This is a genomic window from Salmonella sp. SA15303 (assembly GCF_029962125.1).
Taxonomy (GTDB): Bacteria; Pseudomonadota; Gammaproteobacteria; order Enterobacterales; family Enterobacteriaceae; genus Salmonella; species Salmonella enterica.
Map to the genome: position 1 here is coordinate 138,759 of NZ_CP123924.1, position 20,345 is coordinate 159,103.

Annotated in this window: 19 protein-coding genes; 9 read left to right on the plus strand and 10 right to left on the minus strand. The window is 53.9% G+C overall.

What is annotated here, in order from left to right; all coding sequences use genetic code 11:
* Position 1: 1 nt before the first annotated feature.
* Positions 2-934 carry an ADP-glyceromanno-heptose 6-epimerase gene (gene rfaD / locus QEN31_RS00680; RefSeq protein ID WP_000587777.1) on the minus strand — a complete coding sequence of 311 codons (933 nt, stop codon included), beginning with the start codon at positions 932-934 and terminating at the stop codon, positions 2-4.
* 202 nt (positions 935-1,136) lie between these two features.
* On the opposite strand from rfaD, the gene kbl reads away from it, so the two are divergent.
* The 3 genes from kbl (at position 1,137) to QEN31_RS00695 (ending at position 4,896) form a co-directional block, all read left to right on the plus strand.
* The gene (kbl, locus tag QEN31_RS00685; RefSeq protein ID WP_058653076.1) at positions 1,137-2,333 is read left to right on the plus strand and encodes a glycine C-acetyltransferase; all 1,197 of its coding nucleotides are present in this window, start codon (positions 1,137-1,139) and stop codon (positions 2,331-2,333) included.
* Positions 2,334-2,342: 9 nt separating this feature from the next.
* Positions 2,343-3,368, plus strand: coding sequence for an L-threonine 3-dehydrogenase (tdh, locus tag QEN31_RS00690; protein WP_000645990.1), 1,026 nt, complete (start codon positions 2,343-2,345; stop codon positions 3,366-3,368).
* A gap of 493 nt (positions 3,369-3,861) precedes the next feature.
* Entirely contained in the window at positions 3,862-4,896 is a 1,035-nt protein-coding gene (locus QEN31_RS00695; protein ID WP_000798206.1) for a glycosyltransferase, read from the plus strand.
* Here QEN31_RS00695 and QEN31_RS00700 read toward each other — a convergent pair.
* Genes QEN31_RS00700 through gpmM form a run of 3 tightly spaced genes read right to left on the minus strand, consistent with a single transcriptional unit; the run spans position 4,883 to position 8,686 of the window.
* Complete coding sequence (locus tag QEN31_RS00700; RefSeq protein ID WP_001135518.1) at positions 4,883-5,845, minus strand: divergent polysaccharide deacetylase family protein; 963 nt, start codon at positions 5,843-5,845, stop codon at positions 4,883-4,885. The genes QEN31_RS00695 and QEN31_RS00700 overlap by 14 nt on opposite strands.
* 3 nt (positions 5,846-5,848) lie before the next feature.
* On the minus strand, positions 5,849-7,108 hold the full coding sequence (gene envC / locus QEN31_RS00705) for a murein hydrolase activator EnvC (protein WP_058814511.1): 1,260 nt from the start codon (positions 7,106-7,108) through the stop codon (positions 5,849-5,851).
* Positions 7,109-7,141: 33 nt separating this feature from the next.
* Positions 7,142-8,686 (minus strand): 2,3-bisphosphoglycerate-independent phosphoglycerate mutase, encoded by a 1,545-nt coding sequence (gene gpmM / locus QEN31_RS00710; RefSeq protein WP_000116576.1) that lies wholly within the window; start codon positions 8,684-8,686, stop codon positions 7,142-7,144.
* 247 nt (positions 8,687-8,933) lie between these two features.
* Between gpmM and QEN31_RS00715 the strand changes: the two genes are divergently transcribed.
* The 5 genes from QEN31_RS00715 to cysE all read left to right on the plus strand — a co-directional run bounded on the left by QEN31_RS00715 (position 8,934) and on the right by cysE (position 12,132).
* Positions 8,934-9,365, plus strand: a complete 432-nt coding sequence (locus tag QEN31_RS00715) for a rhodanese-like domain-containing protein (RefSeq protein ID WP_001156179.1) — start codon at positions 8,934-8,936, stop codon at positions 9,363-9,365.
* Positions 9,366-9,451: 86 nt separating this feature from the next.
* Complete coding sequence (grxC, locus tag QEN31_RS00720) at positions 9,452-9,703, plus strand: glutaredoxin 3 (protein ID WP_001273795.1); 252 nt, start codon at positions 9,452-9,454, stop codon at positions 9,701-9,703.
* Between the two features lie 43 nt (positions 9,704-9,746).
* Positions 9,747-10,214 carry a protein-export chaperone SecB gene (gene secB / locus QEN31_RS00725; protein ID WP_000003370.1) on the plus strand — a complete coding sequence of 156 codons (468 nt, stop codon included), beginning with the start codon at positions 9,747-9,749 and terminating at the stop codon, positions 10,212-10,214.
* Positions 10,214-11,233 carry an NAD(P)H-dependent glycerol-3-phosphate dehydrogenase gene (gene gpsA / locus QEN31_RS00730; RefSeq protein WP_001076596.1) on the plus strand — a complete coding sequence of 340 codons (1,020 nt, stop codon included), beginning with the start codon at positions 10,214-10,216 and terminating at the stop codon, positions 11,231-11,233. The genes secB and gpsA overlap by 1 nt, the downstream gene beginning before the upstream one ends.
* A gap of 77 nt (positions 11,234-11,310) precedes the next feature.
* Entirely contained in the window at positions 11,311-12,132 is an 822-nt protein-coding gene (cysE, locus tag QEN31_RS00735; RefSeq protein ID WP_001112113.1) for a serine O-acetyltransferase, read from the plus strand.
* An 82-nt stretch (positions 12,133-12,214) separates the two neighbouring features.
* On the opposite strand, the gene QEN31_RS00740 is transcribed toward cysE, so the two are convergent.
* Positions 12,215-13,525, minus strand: a complete 1,311-nt coding sequence (locus QEN31_RS00740) for an MFS transporter (RefSeq protein WP_001092104.1) — start codon at positions 13,523-13,525, stop codon at positions 12,215-12,217.
* Positions 13,526-13,598: 73 nt separating this feature from the next.
* Entirely contained in the window at positions 13,599-14,795 is a 1,197-nt protein-coding gene (locus tag QEN31_RS00745; RefSeq protein WP_001218249.1) for an L-talarate/galactarate dehydratase, read from the minus strand.
* 318 nt (positions 14,796-15,113) lie between these two features.
* On the opposite strand from QEN31_RS00745, the gene QEN31_RS00750 reads away from it, so the two are divergent.
* On the plus strand, positions 15,114-16,118 hold the full coding sequence (locus tag QEN31_RS00750) for a LacI family DNA-binding transcriptional regulator (RefSeq protein ID WP_327258368.1): 1,005 nt from the start codon (positions 15,114-15,116) through the stop codon (positions 16,116-16,118).
* A gap of 67 nt (positions 16,119-16,185) precedes the next feature.
* Here the strand turns inward: QEN31_RS00750 and trmL are convergent, their stop codons facing one another.
* The 4 genes from trmL to lldP all read right to left on the minus strand — a co-directional run bounded on the left by trmL (position 16,186) and on the right by lldP (position 20,338).
* Positions 16,186-16,659, minus strand: a complete 474-nt coding sequence (trmL, locus tag QEN31_RS00755) for a tRNA (uridine(34)/cytosine(34)/5-carboxymethylaminomethyluridine(34)-2'-O)-methyltransferase TrmL (protein ID WP_000932335.1) — start codon at positions 16,657-16,659, stop codon at positions 16,186-16,188.
* Positions 16,660-16,722: 63 nt separating this feature from the next.
* Positions 16,723-17,913, minus strand: a complete 1,191-nt coding sequence (gene lldD, locus QEN31_RS00760) for a quinone-dependent L-lactate dehydrogenase (RefSeq protein WP_000586988.1) — start codon at positions 17,911-17,913, stop codon at positions 16,723-16,725.
* Positions 17,910-18,686 (minus strand): transcriptional regulator LldR, encoded by a 777-nt coding sequence (lldR, locus tag QEN31_RS00765; RefSeq protein WP_000636696.1) that lies wholly within the window; start codon positions 18,684-18,686, stop codon positions 17,910-17,912. The genes lldD and lldR overlap by 4 nt, the downstream gene beginning before the upstream one ends.
* Positions 18,683-20,338, minus strand: a complete 1,656-nt coding sequence (gene lldP / locus QEN31_RS00770; RefSeq protein WP_099949589.1) for an L-lactate permease — start codon at positions 20,336-20,338, stop codon at positions 18,683-18,685. Before lldP ends, lldR begins: the two co-directional genes overlap by 4 nt.
* Between the last annotated feature and the right edge of the window lie 7 nt (positions 20,339-20,345).

Consider the following 20,345-nt stretch of genomic DNA (forward strand, 5'->3'; position numbering starts at 1 on the left):
CTTACGCGTCGCGGTTCAGCCAGGCCATATACTCCGTGACGCCTTCGGCGACGGTCTTAAAGGGTTTGTCGTAGCCCGCATTGCGCAGATTGGTTAAATCCGCCTGCGTAAACGCCTGATAGCGACCTTTCAGCTTATCCGGGAACGGAATGTATTCAATGCTGCCTTTTTTATGGTATGCCAGCGTCGCGTTGGCGACGGCCTGGAAAGATTCCGCGCGGCCTGTGCCCAGGTTAAAGATGCCGGACTTACCGCTTTCCAGGAACCACAGGTTAACGGCGGCCACATCGCCCACGTAAACGAAGTCGCGCTTGAAGTTTTCGCTGCCTTCAAACAGTTTCGGGCTTTCGCCGTTGTTTAACTGTGTATTCAGATGAAATGCCACGCTTGCCATGCTGCCTTTATGGCCTTCACGTGGTCCATAGACGTTGAAATAGCGGAAACCGACAATCTGCGAGCTCGCTTCTGGCAGGATCTGGCGCACATATTCATCAAACAGGAATTTAGAATAGCCGTAAACGTTAAGCGGTTTTTCGTATTCGCGCGATTCGATGAAATCAGACGTGCGACCGCCATAGGTGGCGGCAGAAGAGGCGTAAAGGAACGGGATTTCGCGCTCAAGACAATAGTGCAGCAGCTCTTTGGAGTATTGATAGTTATTATCCATCATATACTTGCCGTCCCACTCGGTGGTGGAAGAGCAGGCGCCTTCATGGAAAATAGCTTCGATATCGCCGAGCTCTTCTCCGGACATAATCTGGATCAGGAAATCTTCCTTATCCATATAGTCAGCAATGTTCAGATCCACCAGGTTTACAAACTTGGTGCCGTCTTTCAGGTTATCCACCACCAGAATATCGGTGATACCTTTATCATTCAGGGCTTTAACGATATTGCTGCCGATAAAGCCCGCGCCGCCGGTAACGATGATCATAACTGTAACCTTTGAATTATGGTGTCAGAGACTGTCTCAGACATGAATGCTCTTATCATAACACTATTCATCCATTCACTGATAACCCGTGAGGATACGCGTGATTTATGCTGCATTTTAAAGAAGTGATGACGCGTCATCTCGTATCAACGTATCGCTTTGGGTAATATGTGCTGAAATTTGCCCAGTCTGGAGAATCGCAATGCGTGGGGATTTTTACAAACAGTTAACCAACGATCTGGAAACCGCCCGGGCGGAAGGATTGTTTAAAGAAGAGCGCATTATTACGTCTGCGCAGCAGGCGGATATCACCGTGGTGGATGGAAGCCACGTTATTAACTTTTGCGCCAATAACTATCTCGGGCTGGCTAATCACCCTGAGCTGATTAATGCCGCAAAAGCGGGCATGGACAGCCACGGTTTCGGTATGGCGTCCGTGCGTTTTATCTGCGGCACCCAGGACAGCCACAAAGCGCTGGAGCAAAAGCTGGCAAGCTTCCTCGGCATGGAAGATGCGATTCTGTATTCCTCCTGTTTCGACGCTAACGGCGGCTTGTTTGAGACGTTGCTGGGCGCGGAAGACGCTATTATTTCCGACGCGCTGAACCACGCGTCTATCATTGACGGCGTGCGTTTGTGTAAAGCGAAGCGTTATCGCTATGCCAACAACGATATGGCTGAGCTGGAAGCGCGGCTGAAAGAGGCGCGTGAGGCCGGCGCGCGTCATGTCCTGATCGCCACCGACGGGGTGTTCTCAATGGATGGCGTCATCGCCAATCTGAAAGGCGTCTGTGATCTGGCCGATAAATACGATGCGCTGGTGATGGTTGATGATTCTCACGCGGTAGGCTTTGTCGGCGAAAACGGTCGTGGTTCCCATGAATACTGCGACGTAATGGGCCGCGTAGATATTATTACCGGTACGCTGGGCAAAGCGTTAGGCGGCGCATCCGGCGGCTATACCGCGGCGCGTAAAGAGGTCGTTGAGTGGTTGCGTCAGCGTTCCCGCCCATATCTGTTCTCCAACTCCCTGGCGCCGGCGATCGTGGCGGCTTCTATTAAAGTGTTAGAGATGGTGGAAGCGGGCGCAGAACTGCGCGATCGCTTGTGGGCGAACGCCCGGCAGTTCCGTGAGCAGATGTCTGCCGCGGGATTTACGCTGGCAGGCGCGGATCACGCCATTATCCCGGTAATGCTGGGAGATGCGGTTGTCGCGCAGAAATTTGCCCGCGAACTGCAAAAAGAGGGCATTTACGTTACCGGTTTCTTCTATCCGGTCGTACCAAAAGGTCAGGCGCGTATTCGTACCCAGATGTCTGCGGCGCATACGCCTGAGCAAATTACGCGTGCGGTAGACGCGTTCACGCGTATTGGTAAACAACTGGGCGTGATTGCCTGAGGATGTAAGATGAAAGCGTTATCCAAACTGAAAGCGGAAGAGGGCATCTGGATGACCGACGTTCCGGAACCGGAAGTCGGCCATAACGATTTGCTGATTAAAATCCGTAAAACAGCCATCTGCGGTACTGACGTTCACATCTATAACTGGGATGACTGGTCGCAAAAAACCATCCCGGTTCCGATGGTCGTGGGGCATGAATATGTCGGCGAAGTGGTCGGCATCGGTCAGGAAGTGAAAGGCTTTAAAATCGGCGATCGCGTCTCCGGCGAAGGTCATATCACCTGCGGTCATTGCCGCAACTGCCGTGGTGGTCGTACTCACCTGTGTCGCAACACCACCGGCGTGGGCGTCAACCGTCCCGGCTGCTTCGCGGAATATCTGGTCATCCCGGCGTTCAATGCGTTTAAAATCCCGGATAACATTTCTGATGATTTAGCCTCTATTTTCGACCCGTTTGGTAATGCGGTGCATACGGCGCTGTCTTTCGATCTTGTCGGCGAAGATGTACTGGTATCGGGGGCGGGGCCAATCGGCGTAATGGCCGCCGCGGTGGCGAAACATGTTGGCGCGCGTCATGTGGTGATTACTGACGTCAATGAATACCGTCTGGAGCTGGCGCGTAAAATGGGCGTCACCCGCGCGGTCAACGTCGCGAAAGAGAGCCTGAACGACGTCATGGCGGAGCTGGGAATGACCGAAGGGTTCGATGTGGGTCTGGAGATGTCCGGCGCGCCGCCGGCGTTTCGTACCATGCTGGACACCATGAATCACGGCGGTCGTATTGCGATGCTGGGGATTCCGCCATCAGATATGTCTATCGACTGGACAAAAGTTATCTTTAAGGGCTTGTTCATTAAAGGTATTTATGGTCGTGAGATGTTCGAAACGTGGTACAAAATGGCGGCGCTGATCCAGTCCGGTCTGGATCTGTCACCGATTATCACCCATCGTTTCTCTATTGATGATTTCCAGAAAGGTTTTGATGCCATGCGTTCAGGCCAGTCAGGAAAAGTTATTCTGAGCTGGGATTAATATGTATATACCCAAAATAATTCGAGTTGCTTAAAGGCGGCAAGGGAGTGAGTCCCCAGGAGCATAGATAACTATATGACTGGGGTGAACGACAAATCTGCCGGGAGCAGATTTGAACGTCGCTTGCGACGGCCCGTCAGGGCGAGGCCCATGGATGGGCCGAGTAATCCGTAGCCAACACATAAGCAACTTGAAGTATGAAGGGTATAGAGACCCGATAATTTTATCGGGTCTGATATACGTTTCATCGTAAAAGGTTGGTGTCATTCGCCAACCTTTTTTGTTAGGGAAAATCTGGAAAGCCGTAAAGAATTGTCATAGACATCAAGCATTCGTAATTGCGCTTTACTCTTATTTTACTCGCTAACGTCACGCTCTACTCTGAGTTTTGTGCTTGCTTTTTACTGTAAAAATTAATTATGGCGGCTTAATAGTTTCTTAATAGAGCCACAGTATAAAGGCAGGGTAAATTAAGGTTTTTCTGGTAATCGTTATGAAAAATAGTAAAACCAAAGTGAGTATCATTGTCCCGTTATATAATGCGGGAGCGGATTTTAATGCTTGCATGGCGTCGTTAATCGCGCAAACGTGGTCGGCGCTGGAAATTATTATTGTGAATGATGGATCGACGGATCATTCCGTTGAGATAGCAAAACATTACGCGGAACATTACCCACATGTTCGACTGCTTCATCAGGCCAATGCTGGCGCATCTGTCGCCCGTAATCTTGGCCTGCAAGCGGCGACCGGCGATTATGTCGCCTTTGTCGATGCGGATGACCAGGTCTACCCGAAGATGTATGAAACGCTGATGACTATGGCGCTTAACGATGATCTGGACGTTGCGCAGTGTAATGCGGACTGGTGCGTCCGAAAAACCGGGCACGCCTGGCAATCTATTCCGACCGATCGTCTGCGTTCCACCGGGGTATTAAGCGGACCGGATTGGTTGCGTATGGCGTTGGCCTCGCGGCGCTGGACGCATGTTGTCTGGATGGGCGTTTATCGACGTGCGTTAATTACCGATAACAATATTACTTTCGTTCCCGGACTACATCATCAGGACATATTATGGTCGACGGAAGTTATGTTTAATGCCACGCGCGTACGTTATACCGAACAATCATTATATAAATATTTCCTGCATGATAATTCGGTAAGCCGTTTGCAAAGACAAGGCAATAAAAATCTTAATTATCAGCGGCATTATATTAAAATTACGCGATTATTAGAAAAGCTCAATCGTGATTATGCCCGTCGTATTCCGATTTACCCGGAATTTCGCCAGCAAATTACCTGGGAAGCGTTACGCGTTTGTCATGCGGTACGTAAAGAGCCTGATATTTTGACCCGCCAGCGTATGATTGCCGAAATTTTTACTTCTGGCATGTATAGACGGATGATGGCTAACGTCCGCAGCGCGAAAGCAGCTTATCAGACGCTGCTCTGGTCCTTCCGGCTGTGGCAATGGCGCGACAAAACCTTGTCGCACCGTCGTATGGCCCGTAAGGCGCTCAATCTGTCTTAGCGCTCACGTTTTTAGGCGCGGCGATTTTCCCCCAGCCTTGCCACTGGTGCTGAAACCAGGTAACCACGGAACTTTGCGTAATGCTCTCGCCGATGACGCTGAAAAAGCGCGTAGCGTAGACCGGTTGCAGCGGTTTTTTCGGCTTGCACATCTTTACGCCGCGGAAGGGATTGCGCGGCGCGTCAATTTTCTGCGGCGTCACACCAGGTCGGGACGTATCTACCTGCGGTTCGTTGAGCAGGCTGCCTGGACGTACCAGGGTGATATCCGCCGGCAGGCGATAAACCATCTGTTGCAGCACGCGAACCGTTGCGGGATGTGGATGACCAATCGCGATAGCGGAACCGTTGCGACGGGCCAGTTCGATAGCGCGATTAAACTGACGACGGATATCCGCCTCGTTTTGCGTATCGTCGAGGAACACTTTGCGCTTGATCACTTTCACACCCGTACCGGATGCCGCGCGCATCGCCTGGCTATTGCCAATCGTCATGCTGTCGAGAAAATAGAGATTGTAATGTTCCAGCGCCTGCATAACTTTTTGCATACCGAACAGGCTGGAAGTCATTGCGCTGCCCATGTGGTTATTAAGCCCGACGGCATACGGCACGTTGTTTACCGCCTCGCGGATAATGCGCTCGATCTCATCGCTGCTCATATCTGGTCGCAGCGTATCCTTCTCCAGCGGCTGTTTGCTTAGCGGCGCCATCGGCAGATGGATTAACACCTCATGCCCGCTATTGTGCGCTTTAGTTGCCATTTCGCGCGCGTGCGGCGCGTTGGGCAGTACAGCGACGGAGATGTTTGGCGGCAGCGCCAGAACCTGGTTTTCCGTGTGCGGGCGATAGCCAAAATCATCAATCACGATGGCGAGCTTGCCAGCGAAAACGGGATGTGCAAACGCCAGCAAAGTGGCCAGCGTGAGAATGGAGCGACGAAACTGAGGCAAAACTTATCTTCCCAACCACGGCTGTGGATTGACGGCCTGACCCTGGCGACGAATTTCGAAATAAAGCGAGGGTCTGCCCTGACCGCCGCTACTGCCCACAAGGGCGATAGGTTGTCCGGCGCGCACCTGCGCGCCTACGCTGACCAGCGCGCTCTGGTTATAGCCGTAAAGGCTCATATCGCCTTTACCATGCTCTACGACCACCACCAGGCCATAGCCTTGTAGCCAGTCCGCCAGAATCACCCTGCCGTCGGCGATGGCTTTGACCTCGGTGCCTTCCGACGCGCCGATCACCATCCCCTTCCAACGTAGCTCACCCTGCAGCCGTTCGCCATAGCGATGCAAGATCGGGCCGCGTACCGGCCAGTATGCCTGACCGCGAGGCGCGCCCAGACCGCCGGTGCGGGACATTAGCGAGCGCTCGCTTTCCGTCGGCTTATAGGTGCTGCCTTTACGCGAGGCTTCCTGCTGCTTATCGCGTACCGCCTGCGCTTCGCGGGCTTCACGCTCCGCTCGCGCTTTGGCCGCCGCTTCCGCCCGCGCGATACTGTTGCGTAGGCGTGATTCGTTGGCGCGTAGTTCGCTTAACTGTTGCTGGCCTTGCTGAATAGACGACTCCAGTCCGGCAAGCGTTTTCTTACGTTCATTACGCGCCTGTTCCAGCTTCGCCTGCTGGGCGCGCTGCTCATACAGCAACGTTTGTTGTTGGCTTTGCTTCTCTTCCAGCTCGGCTTTTTGCGTGGCGACCTGTTCGCGAGTCTGTTTCAGCTCGGCGATAGTCTCCTGGCGCGCCTGGTTCAGATAGCCGAAGTAGGCCTGCAGGCGTTGCCCACGCTGGCTTTCTTCTCCGCTAAGAATAAGCTGAATGCCGGTGTGTTCGCCCTGGCGGAAAGCGGCGTCCAACTGCGCGGCAAGATTACGCTCCTGGCTGGCTTTTTGCTGCTCCAGTTTGGCAATTGAGGCGTTCATCTCATCAATTTGCGCGTTTAACTGATCCAGGGTGCTTTGCGTTTCGCGCAGCTTACGTGCTGCGGCTGAGATGGCCTCTTCCTGGGCTTTAAGTTGTGCCAGGAGGCTGGCGCGTTGTTGCTGCTGCTGGCGTACGTCGCGTTCTTTCGCGGCGATATCGGCCTGAATAGATTTGAGTTGATCACGGTCATCCGCGTGGGCGGAAAAGGCGCACAACAATACGCCAGCGCTAAGTACGCTGGCGTAGAACAAAGGCCTGACTGAAAACGTTCTTGGTTTCACGGCCTGTTGAATGGTGTTAATCGCCTTTCCCCTCATGGGGAGGGATTATTCCACGATGAACAGCGGCTTACCAGTCATCTCTTGCGGGATTTCCATCCCCATCAGCGACAGCATGGTAGGCGCAATGTCTGAAAGTTTGCCGCCTTCGACCGCCTTCACGTTTTTCTCGCCGACATAAATCAGCGGCACCGGCAGGTTGGTGTGGGCGGTATGCGCCTGACCGGTCGCCGGATCGCGCATCTGCTCCGCGTTGCCGTGGTCCGCGGTAATCAACAGTTGTCCACCAACGGACTCAACCGCTTTTGTTACCTGTTCAATGCAGTTATCCAGCGCTTCCACCGCTTTGATGGCGGCTTCCATCACGCCGGTATGACCGACCATATCGCCGTTTGGATAGTTACAAATGATGGTGTCGTACTTACCGCTTTCGATCGCCGCGACCAATTTTTCAGTCAATTCTGCAGAGCTCATTTCCGGTTGCAGGTCATAAGTGGCCACTTTCGGGGAGTTGATCAGAATGCGCTCTTCACCAGCAAACGGTTCTTCTACGCCGCCGTTAAAGAAAAAGGTTACGTGCGCATATTTTTCCGTTTCGGAAATACGCAGCTGAGTTTTGTCGTTTTTCGCCATCCATTCGCCAAAGGTATTCGCCAGCGACGCTGGTGGGTAGGCAACGGCAGTTTTGATGTCGGCGGCGTATTCGGTCAGCATCACGAAGTTCAGATTAACCACTTTCTTACGCGCAAAGCCGTCGAAATCAGCATTAACGAAAGCGCGGGTAATTTCGCGCGCGCGGTCAGCGCGGAAGTTCATGAAAATCAGCGTGTCGCCGTCTTCCATCGCCGCATCAGCCTGGCCCTCGGCGCGGATAACGGTCGCTTTGACAAACTCATCGTTTTCATCACGAGCGTAAGCGGCCTGCAGGCCAGCCACAGCGGTATCTGCCTGGAATTCGCCCTGCGCCAGGGTCATCAGATCATACGCTTTTTCCACGCGATCCCAACGGTTGTCGCGGTCCATAGCGTAGTAACGACCGACGATAGACGCCACGCGGCCTTTGCCCAGCGCGGCGAATTTGTCTTCGAATTTTTTCAGCGAGGCTTCAGCGCTGCGCGGCGGCGTGTCGCGACCGTCGAGGAAGGCGTGCAGATAGATTTTTTCTGCGCCGCGCTCTGCGGCCAGCTCCACCATCGCCATAATGTGATCTTCGTGGCTGTGGACGCCGCCCGCGGACAGCAGACCCATAATATGAACCGCTTTACCGGCGTTTTTCGCCTGGTCTACCGCATTGGTCAGGACTGGGTTAGCAAAGAAAGTACGTTCTTTAATTTCAACGTCCAGACGCGTCAGGTCCTGATAAACGATGCGGCCTGCGCCCAGGTTAACGTGGCCCACTTCGGAGTTGCCCATCTGGCGGTCAGGCAGACCCACTTCCAGACCGGATGCGTCGATCAGGGTATGCGGACGTTTTGCCCACAGAGCATCCATCACCGGGGTTTTGGCGTTTAAGATAGCGTTATCCTGCTGTTCTTCACGGTAGCCGTAGCCATCCAGAATCACCAGTACCATAGGTTTTTTAGAAACCGACATTGCGACAACCTCATACTCAATAGACAAAATAATTGCGTAATTTTACTACAGCTGAATCGATAAAATAGCCTCAGAAGATCAAAGAAAGGGATCGCGCTGGCGTGAGAAGGCAAGTAATAGCGTGATTTTTTTTCGTAGCGCCCCGCAAAAATGCATTCCAGTGCACGCTCTGGCTGTATTTGCGCCACTGCACAGGTATACTCCTTTCCTGGTTTTTTAATCACTACGTCGGGAGTTGTTACCCCCCATGCAAGAAATTATGCAATTTGTTGGCCGTCATCCCATACTGAGTATCGCCTGGATTGCGTTACTGGTGGCGGTTTTATTTACCACGTTCAAAGGTCTGACTTCAAAAGTTAAGGTGATTACACGCGGCGAAGCCACGCGCCTTATCAACAAAGAGGACGCCGTTGTTGTGGATTTACGTCAACGTGACGATTTCCGTAAAGGCCATATCGCTGGCGCGACCAATTTGCTGCCGAGCGAAATCAAAGCCAACAATGTTGGCGAACTGGAAAAGCACAAAGACAAGCCGATTATCGTGGTCGACGGTTCTGGTATGCAGTGCCAGGAATCCGCTAACGCGCTGACAAAAGCCGGCTTTGAAAAGGTCTTTGTGTTGAAAGAAGGCGTAGCAGGCTGGAGCGGCGAGAATCTGCCTCTGGTGCGCGGTAAGTGATTACCCGTCGTTTTCATGACGCAAGGGGAATGACTTGCCCTTGCGTCGACATGAAATCCATCGGGTAAAAAAACAGGAGCGAAGTCATGGCCAATATTGAAATCTACACCAAAGCAACCTGCCCGTTTTGCCATCGTGCAAAGGCGCTGTTAAACAGCAAGGGCGTGAGTTTCCAGGAAATTGCGATTGACGGCGACGCCGTGAAGCGTGAAGAGATGATCAAACGTAGTGGCCGAACGACGGTTCCGCAAATTTTTATTGATGCACAGCACATTGGCGGTTGTGACGACTTGTATGCGCTGGATGCGCGTGGTGGACTGGATCCGCTGTTGCGTTAAGGCGTACTCAAGTATTTAAGGACAACACTAAAGGGTTTTACACATGTCAGAACAAAATAACACTGAAATGGCTTTCCAGATCCAACGTATCTATACCAAGGATGTTTCTTTCGAAGCGCCAAACGCACCGCATGTTTTCCAGAAAGATTGGCAGCCAGAGGTTAAACTGGATCTTGATACGGCATCTTCCCAACTGGCGGATGACGTTTATGAAGTTGTGCTGCGTGTTACCGTAACGGCTTCCCTGGGGGAAGAAACCGCGTTCCTGTGCGAAGTTCAGCAGGCCGGTATTTTCTCCATCAGCGGTATTGAAGGTACTCAGATGGCGCATTGCCTGGGCGCATACTGCCCGAACATTCTGTTCCCGTATGCTCGCGAGTGCATCACCAGCCTGGTTTCACGCGGTACGTTCCCGCAACTGAACCTTGCGCCGGTCAACTTTGATGCGCTGTTCATGAACTATTTGCAGCAGCAGGCTGGCGAAGGTACTGAAGAACATCAGGATGCCTGATGAACCAAAGTAATGCGTCAATGACAGTCATCGGTGCCGGCTCGTACGGCACCGCTCTTGCCATCACTCTGGCGAGAAACGGCCACCAGGTTGTCCTGTGGGGCCACGACCCAAAACATATCGCGACCCTGGAGCACGATCGCTGCAACGTCGCGTTCCTTCCCGATGTGCCTTTTCCCGATACGTTACACCTGGAAAGCGACTTAGCAACCGCGCTGGCGGCCAGTCGTAACATTCTGGTGGTGGTGCCAAGCCATGTTTTCAGCGACGTGCTGCGGCAGATTAAACCGCTGATGCGTCCGGATGCGCGTCTGGTATGGGCGACCAAAGGCCTGGAAGCGGAAACGGGGCGCCTGTTGCAGGATGTCGCTCGCGAGGCGTTAGGCGATCAAATCCCGCTGGCGGTGATTTCCGGTCCGACGTTCGCTAAAGAGCTGGCGGCGGGTTTGCCGACGGCAATCTCGCTGGCCTCAACCGATGAGACCTTTGCCGACGATCTCCAGCAACTGTTGCACTGCGGAAAAAGTTTTCGCGTCTATATCAATGCGGATTTTATCGGCGTGCAGCTTGGCGGCGCGGTGAAAAATGTGATTGCGATTGGCGCGGGGATGTCTGACGGCATCGGCTTCGGCGCGAACGCCCGCACGGCGCTAATCACGCGTGGACTGACCGAAATGTCGCGGCTTGGCGCAGCGCTTGGTGCCGATCCCGCCACCTTTATGGGGATGGCGGGTTTAGGCGATCTGGTGCTGACCTGTACCGACAACCAGTCGCGCAACCGTCGTTTTGGCATGATGCTTGGCCAGGGCATGGACGTTAAAGGCGCGCAGGATAAGATTGGCCAGGTGGTCGAAGGCTATCGCAATACGAAAGAAGTTCGTGAATTGGCGCACCGTTTTGGTGTTGAAATGCCAATAACCGAGGAAATTTATCAAGTATTGTATTGCGGAAAAAACGCGCGCGAGGCAGCATTAACGTTATTAGGTCGCGCCCGCAAGGAAGAGCTGAGTCGCCACTAGCCGTAAGGAACTGTTTGCATAAACGACCCAACCCGCACAGAACGGGTTGGTCGTTTTCTGCCCGTCTGGAGTAAGCCATGCCGTGTGAAGAACTGGAAATCGTCTGGAAGAATATTAAAGCTGAAGCCCGCGCTTTAGCTGACTGTGAGCCTATGTTGGCCAGTTTTTATCACGCCACGCTACTCAAGCATGAAAATCTGGGCAGTGCGCTGAGCTATATGCTGGCAAATAAACTGGCTTCGCCCATCATGCCCGCTATCGCTATCCGTGAAGTAGTTGAAGAAGCCTATGCCGCCGACCCGGAAATGATCGCGTCGGCAGCCTGCGATATTCAGGCCGTGCGCACTCGCGATCCGGCGGTGGATAAATACTCCACGCCGCTGTTATATCTGAAAGGCTTTCATGCGCTACAGGCCTACCGCATTGGTCACTGGTTGTGGAATAAAGGTCGCCGCGCGCTGGCTATCTTCCTGCAAAATCAGGTTTCGGTCTCGTTTCAGGTGGATATTCACCCGGCAGCGAAAATTGGCCGCGGGATTATGCTCGACCATGCCACCGGTATTGTGGTGGGGGAGACGGCGGTTATTGAAGATGATGTGTCGATCCTGCAATCCGTCACCCTGGGCGGTACCGGGAAAACGAGCGGCGATCGTCATCCTAAAATCCGCGAAGGCGTGATGATTGGCGCGGGCGCGAAAATTCTCGGCAATATCGAGGTGGGGCGCGGCGCGAAAATTGGCGCAGGTTCCGTCGTTTTACAGCCTGTCCCGCCGCACACTACCGCCGCAGGCGTTCCGGCGCGTATTGTCGGCAAGCCGGGCAGCGATAAGCCGTCGATGGATATGGACCAGCATTTCAACGGGATACACCATACGTTTGAGTATGGCGACGGCATCTGAATTGCGCGGTACAACTAAAAAACGCTGTTCCGATGGAGTGCAATCCCGGAACAGCGGAGCGAAGAATTCGCAATGTGGACAATCAGGCTGCGGATGATGTCAGCGTGATGCGATCCAGCGGGCCGACGATAAACAGATATGAAATGAGACCAATAAGTCCCATCGAGCCAACGTATAAAATGGCAAAGTCGAACGACTGAGTATTGGCAAGAATCACGCCGATGACCAGTGGCGTAACGATGCTTGCCATATTGCCGCACATGTTAAATACGCCGCCAGCAATACCCAGAACTTCCTTCGGCGAGGTGTCGCTGAGTACGCACCAGCCCAGGTTACCAAACCCTTTGGCAAAAAAGGCCAGACTCATCGCCGCAATGACCACAAATTCTGAAGAGGTGTAGTTGGCGATCACAATTACGCAAGAGAGCAACATACCGCAGATAACAGGCAATTTCCGCGCGACGGTAAGGCTATAGCCGCGTTTGAGTAGCCAGTCGGAGAACACGCCGCCGAGCAGGCCGCCAATAAAACCGGCAATGGCTGGAATACTGGCCACAAAACCGACTTTCAGAATCGACATGCCTTTCGCCTGGTACAGATAGGTCGGGAACCAGGTCAGGAAGAACCAGGTGATAGAGGTGACGCAGAATTGCCCGATATAAACACCGATCATCATCCGGTTAACACAGACGGTTTTAATCTGCGCGAACGTTATTTTCTGCGGCTCCTTTTTACAGCCCAGAGAGGGCTCGCCACCACCGCTACGAATATAGTCAATTTCCGCTTGATTAACTTTTGGATGGTGCATCGGATCTTTGACTTTCATTAACCAGAATATACCGAGCATCACGCCAATAGCGCCAATATAATAGAAGACAAAATGCCAGCTTAAATTATGCAGAATGATCGTCATTAGCGGGGTGATAATGCCCAGCGAGATATATTGCGCAGCCTGATAAACTGAAGTAACGAAGCCTCTTTCATTATTGGGAAACCATTGTACGCTTAAACGACTGTTCGCCGGAAAGGCAGGCGCTTCAATCGCGCCCATCAGCAGACGTAGAATAACCAGTACAATTAATGGGCTGCCATACAGATAGATCGTTCCCTGAAACATGGTTACTAACGACCAGCCAATCAATGCGCAACCGTAAACCAGTCGTGAACCGTAGCGGTCTAATAGCCAACCGCCGGGTAGTTGCATAATGACATAGGCAATACCAAATGAGGAGAAGGCCAGGCCCATCGCTTCCGGATCAAAACCTAATTCTTTACTCATTATTGGGGCAACTACGGATAGAGTTGCGCGATCCGCATAATTAAATACGGTAGCAAGAAATAAAAATATAAGAATGGTATGACGCACTTTTGTGCGCTTTATTATTGTGTTCATTATCTACTCCTCAGATAAGGGCAGAATGCATCCTGTAAGGTAAGAGAGGCGGGACGGATTCCCGCCAGTCGGGTTAAGGGCGTTTGCCAAATTCACATGTTAATTGTGTCCAGCGGCGCGCTTGTTCACTGAGCGTGAAACCCAGACCATGACGATCGGAAATCCACATGCGGCCATCGCGCAGCTCAAGTTGCTCGTTGAATAATGGGTTCAGCCACTCGAAATGTTCCAGCCACGGCTCCAGGGGATACGCTGCGGAAAGGTGCAGGTGTACTTCCATCGCAAAGTGCGGCGCCAGCTTACGCCCGTGTTTCGCCGCCAGATCCATAATCTTCAGGAACGGAGAGATACCGCCGACACGCGGCGCATCTGGCTGAACGAAATCGCTGGCATTGCCCAGAATCAACTGCTCGTGTTCCCGGAAACTGGTCAGCATTTCCCCGGTGGCGATAGGCGTATCCAGCGCGGCAGCAAGCTGGGCATGGCCTTCGATGTCGTAAGCATCTAATGGTTCTTCAATCCAGATAAGGTTGAACTGTTCCATTTTACGCCCCATGCGGATAGCCGTTTCGCGATCCCACTGCTGGTTAGCGTCAACCATTAACGGGAACTCATCCCCAAGCGCTTCACGTACTGCGGTTAAGCGGCGAATATCCTCAGCGCAGTTGGGTTGTCCGACTTTCAACTTAATACCGCCAATGCCATTTTCGCGGGAAATCACCACATTTTTCAGCACTTGATCGAGCGGTGTATGCAAGAACCCCCCTGAGGTGTTGTAACACTGAACGGAGTCGCGGTGCGCGCCCAACAGTTTTGCCAGTGGCAGACCGGCACGTTTAGCCTTCATATCCCATAAGGCGATATCGATAGGGGAGATAGCCTGTACCGCCATCCCGCTACGCCCCACCGAGGCTCCGGCCCACAGCAGCTTGGTGTATATTTTGTCGATATCATTGGGATCTTCGCCCAGTAGATTATCGGCTATCTCTTTGGCGTGAGCATAAATACCCTGGCCGCCAGCACGTTTGGAGTAGCTAAAACCAACGCCCTCAAAGCCGTCGCGACTGCGGATTTCGGCAATGATGATTGCCACTTCGGTCAAAGGTTTCTGGCGCCCGGTCAGTACCTTCGCGTCACTCACTGGCGTCGCCAGCGGTAGAAAAGCCAGTGATAGCTTCACCCATTCGATACGATCGCCGGTTTCTGCCGCGGTTCTGGTATTCGCCGCTTTTGCATACGTTACGGCGTCGGAATTCGCGCTTAAAGCCATTTTTTTTCTCCTGATAATCACAAAATGATTGCGCTAACATTTTTATTATTAAGCGAACGCAGGATCCAGAAAGTTGATGTTGATTTGAACATTTGATCACATATGTCGTATAAAAAGCAGGATTTATTGCAAAATGGATCACGATCCAAAAATATCTGGGGAAATGCATAATACAAAATGATGGCGCTATCATTTTGTAATGACTGAGCTTGATAAGCTACTGTATTTACGGCCTTTCCTGATGCGAAGCTGGCAATAGCCGCAGGCATGATGAATAATGCGCGGATAAATCAGCCAATCTTTGCAGGGGCATCAGACGTGAAGAGAACCAAATCACCTCGTGCGCCGACGCTGGAAGATGTAGCACGTAGCGCCGGGCTGTCTCCGATGACAGTCAGCCGGGCATTGAATTCGCCACAACTGGTTCGCCCCAAAACGGTTGAGAAAGTCATGCAGGCGGTTCGCGTCACAGGCTACATACCCAACGCGTTAGCCGGTGGTCTGGCGTCGCGACGGAGTAAATTAATCGCTGTCGTCGTGCCGCAAATTAACAACAACATGTTTGTCGATACCATCCAGTCGCTGAGCGATGAACTGGCCCGACGCGGATATCACATATTGCTGTGCGTGGCGGGATATACCGAACAAACGGAAGCGGAGTTGGTGGCGACACTGCTTTCCCGCCGCCCCGATGGCGTGGTGCTTACCGGGAACCATCACACGATAGAACTGAAAAAGGTCATCCTGAACGCGGCTATTCCGGTGGTGGAAATTTGGGACTTAACGCCCACGCCGCTTGATATGCTGGTCGGTTTTTCCCATGAAAAAGTCGGGCAGGCGACGGGGGAGTATCTTCTGAGTAAGGGCTATCGTCGTCCCGGCTTGTTGTGGACTGCCGATCGCCGAGCCGCGCAACGTAAGCAGGGGTTATGTAGTGTTCTTCAACGCCACGCTATTCATGCCGTACCGCAGGTAGATGTCCCCCTTCCGGCATCGCTTTCGCTGGGGCGCAGCGGTTTAAGCCAGCTTTTTGACGAAGGGACGTTTGATGTCATTGTTTGCAGTTCTGATACCCTGGCACAGGGGGCGATGATGGAGGCGGAAAGCCGTGGTTTGCGCATCCCGCATGATTTAGCGGTTATTGGTTTTGGCGACCTTGATTTTGCCGCCAGCAATCGACCATCAATTACTACCGTAAGCGTTGACAGACGCGCCATTGGCCAGCGCGCCGCTACGCTGTTGGCCGATCGTATTGAACAGAAACCGTGCGCAGAAGCTATTGTGGATATTGGCTTTCATTTGATTGGGCGAGAGTCCGCATAAACGGGAACATGCCATCGGGATCGGCCAGGCCGGATCAGGCGTTAGCCGCCATCCGGCATTGAATATATTACGACCGCAATACCGCGCCGGGATATCCTAACTGGCGCCACGCTTCATACACCACCACCGACACCGCATTCGACAGGTTCATGCTACGGCTATCCGGCATCATCGGAATGCGAATCTTCTGCTCTTTAGGCAACGCATCGAGAATGCTGGCGGGCAGGCCGCGCGTTTCCGGGCCAAACATCAAATAATCGCCATCCTGATAGCTTACGGCGCTATGGGCGGGCGTGCCCTTTGTCGTCAACGCAAACAGGCGCTGCGGATTTTCGGCGGCGACAAAGGCGGCATAATCGTGATGGCGCTGAACCGCGGCGAATTCGTGATAGTCCAGCCCTGCGCGGCGTAAGCGCTTATCATCCCAGGTAAACCCCATCGGTTCGATGATGTGCAGACGAAAGCCGGTATTGGCGCAAAGACGAATGATGTTGCCGGTATTCGGCGGGATTTCTGGTTCGAAGAGTACGATGTTAAGCATGATGCCCCCTTAAATGCGGGGGCAGAATAGCAGAAATTTACCGGGCTCTCACGCGCCAGGCGTTCAGGCGGCATCGCCTTTGCTCATTGGCGCCAGCGCGGCGGGCAAACTTTTCCCCAGTTCCTGCACCAGTGAATCGCCACTGATTTCGCTAATGGATTTCGCGCCGGTCAGGGTCATGGCGACCTTCATCTCTTTCTCAATCAGGTCCAGCAGGTTGGCGACACCCGCTTTTCCTGCCGTCGCCAGCGCGTAGAGATAGGCCCGACCCAGCAGTACGGTATCGGCCCCCAACGCAATCATACGCACGACATCCAGCCCGTTACGGATCCCGCTATCCGCCAGAATGGCGATATCGCCTTTCACCGCATCGGCAATGGCGGGCAGGGCGCGGGCGGAAGAGAGCACGCCATCGAGCTGGCGGCCGCCGTGATTCGACACCACGATACCGTCAGCGCCGAAACGTACCGCATCGCGGGCATCTTCTGGATCGAGGATCCCTTTGATCACCATTGGGCCGTCCCAGAATTCGCGTATCCACTCCAGATCTTTCCAGGAGATGGACGGATCGAAGTTATTTGCCAGCCAGCCGATATAGTCCTCAAGGCCGGTCGGTTTACCCAGATAGGCGGAAATATTGCCTAAATCATGCGGGCGACCGTTCAGGCCGACATCCCACGCCCATTTAGGGTGCATCACCGCCTGCCAGTAACGGCGCATGGCCGCGTTTGGGCCGCTCATCCCGGAGTGGGCGTCACGGTAGCGCGCGCCCGGCGTTGGCATATCCACGGTAAAGACCAGCGTGGAGCAGCCCGCCGCTTTTGCACGTTCCAGCGCGTTGCGCATAAAGCCCCGGTCACGCAGTACATAAAGCTGGAACCACATCGGGCGCTTAATGGTTGGTGCAACTTCTTCAATCGGACAGACGGAGACGGTGGAAAGGGTGAACGGAATGCCCTTTGCGTCTGCGGCGGCGGCGGCCTGTACTTCGCCGCGACGGGCGTACATGCCGCACAGGCCTACCGGCGCTAATGCCACCGGCATCGACAACGTTTCGTTAAACAGGGTCGTTTCCAGGCTTAAATCGGACATATTTTTCAGCACGCGCTGGCGCAGAGCGACTTGCGACAGGTCTTCCACATTTCGGCGCAGGGTATATTCCGCATACGCGCCGCCGTCGATGTAGTGGAAGAGGAAAGGAGGCAACGTGCGCTGAGCTGCGGCGCGATAATCGCTGGCTGCTGAAATAATCATGATTTATTCTCCCTGGTCATCTCATTATGGTCGCCGGGCAGGCGGGTAATACGCGCCTGGCGGGCCTGGTCTTCATCAAATCGTTTAATCGTGGTGTGGACAAAACTGAGGTGCGCCATCATCGCTTTACGCGCGCCCTCGGCGTTACCGTCCAGAATGGCGTCCATCACTGCCTGGTGTTGTTCCGTCAGCTTTGAGAATACGGGCGGAACGAGATACATACGCTGGCGACTCTGTTTGACGGAGGATTGCAGGACGTCGAAGAAACCGCGCATGGTTTGCAACAGCACCACATTGTGCGAGGCTTCCGCGATCGCCAGATGAAAGCGCACGTCGGCCTGGGAGGCGAGATCCGGGTCTTCGCTGAGCGTCGCATCAAAGCAGAGTCTGATTTTCTCTTTGTCGGCAGCGGTGGCACGCATGGCGGCGTGCCAGGCCGTACTGGCTTCAATGGCGTGGCGGGCTTCCAGAATGTCGAAACTGTAGTCCGGATCGTTCGCCATCAGCATTTTCAGCGGTTGCACGATATTCTGTTCAGACCAGGTTTCGTGCTGCCAGCGGACAAATGTCCCGCCGCCGCGACGACTCACCAGCACGCCTTCACTGACCAGCTTCGCCAGCGCTTCGCGTAAAGAGTTGCGTGATACGCCAAGCTGTAGAGCCAACTGGCGCTCGGCGGGCAATTTCATGCCCGCTTCCAGGTTTTGTTCTTCAATCAGCGCCCGCACGCGAGAGGCAATCTCGTCTGACAGGCGTTTTGGCATCACAATCACGGAATCATCCAGGTTAAAACATAGGCCTGAAGCGTAGTGATCACGCCCACCATACAGGTGAAGATCAGGCTGTGTTTGACGGTAAAACGGAACAGATCGGACTCTTTCCCTACCAGCCCCACCGCCGCGCAGGCGATGGCGATAGACTGCGGCGAGATCATCTTCCCGGTTACGCCTCCAGTGGTATTCGCCGCCACCATCAGCACATCAGAGACGCCGATTTGCTGCGCCGCGGTAGCCTGTAGAGAGGCAAACAGCGCGTTAGATGAGGTATCCGAGCCGGTCAGGAATACCCCCAGCCAGCCGAGGAACGGCGAGAAGAACGTGAAGGCGCTGCCGGTGTGCGCCAGCGCTAACGCCAGCGTGGAAGAAAGCCCGGAATAGTTCGAGATAAACGCGAACGCCAGCACCATGCCGATGGAGTAAATCGGCAACGCCAGCTCTTTCAGCGTGCTGCCAAAGGTTTGGATTGCGGCTGAGGGTTTCATTTTCAGCCAGACGATAGACAACAGCGCGGCAAACAGGATCGCCGTGCCGGTGGCGGAGAACCAGTCAAATTTATACACCGCCGCGTAAGCGGTCGCTTCGTGTACGACCGGCGGCATACGGGCGACCAGTTTATCGAGATACGGTACCGGAACGTTAATTACCCAGTCATACAGCGCGCCGCCGGGGGCAAACAACGCTTTAAACGGCGGTACGCTCCAGAGAGTGACCGTGGCGGTCAGGAACAGAAACGGCGACCAGGCGCGAACAATTTGCCCTGTCGTATAGCGGGTGCGGGCCAGCGTCTGATCGACCTGCGACGCGCCCATATCGCCGAAGCGGAAGATGCGTACCGGCTGCCAGCGTTTGAGGAACAGCGTCAGACACACCAGAGACACCAGTGAAGAGATGATGTCCGGCAGTTCCGGCCCGATAAAGTTGGAGCTGAGATACTGGGCGATAGCAAACGAGCCGCCAGCGACCATCACCGCAGGCCAGGTTTCTTTCACGCCGCGCCAGCCGTCCATAATCGCCATAATCCAGAACAGGACGACAATGGTCAGGAACGGTAGCTGACGACCGACCATCTGACCGATTTCAAAGCTGTCCAGGCCCGTGACCTGTCCGGCAACCAGAATCGGGATCCCCATCGCGCCAAAGGCGACTGGCGCGGTGTTTACAATCAGGCACAGCCCTGCCGCATACAGCGGATTAAAGCCCAGACCCACCAGCAGCGCGGCGGTTATCGCCACCGGCGCGCCGAAACCTGCCGCGCCTTCAAGGAACGCGCCGAAGCAGAAGCCGACAATCAGCATTTGCAGACGCTGGTCGGGGGTAATCGACAGAATTGACGAGCGAATAATGTCAAACTGCCCGGTCTTGACCGAAATTTTATAGACAAAGACCGCGGCGATGATTATCCAGGCTATCGGCCATAGCCCGTAGAAGAAGCCATACACGACCGATGCCAGCGCGTGATCGACCGGCATTTTATAGAACAGCAGCGCGACGGCGAGCGCGATAACCACCGTCCACGAAGCGGCAACATAGCCTTTCAGCTTGAGTTTAATCAGGGCGAAAAAGAAGAACAGGATTGGGAGCGATGCGATCAGGCTGGAAAGCCAGATATTACCCGCCGGGTCATAGTTTTGTTGCCAGAGGTTCATTGCAGGT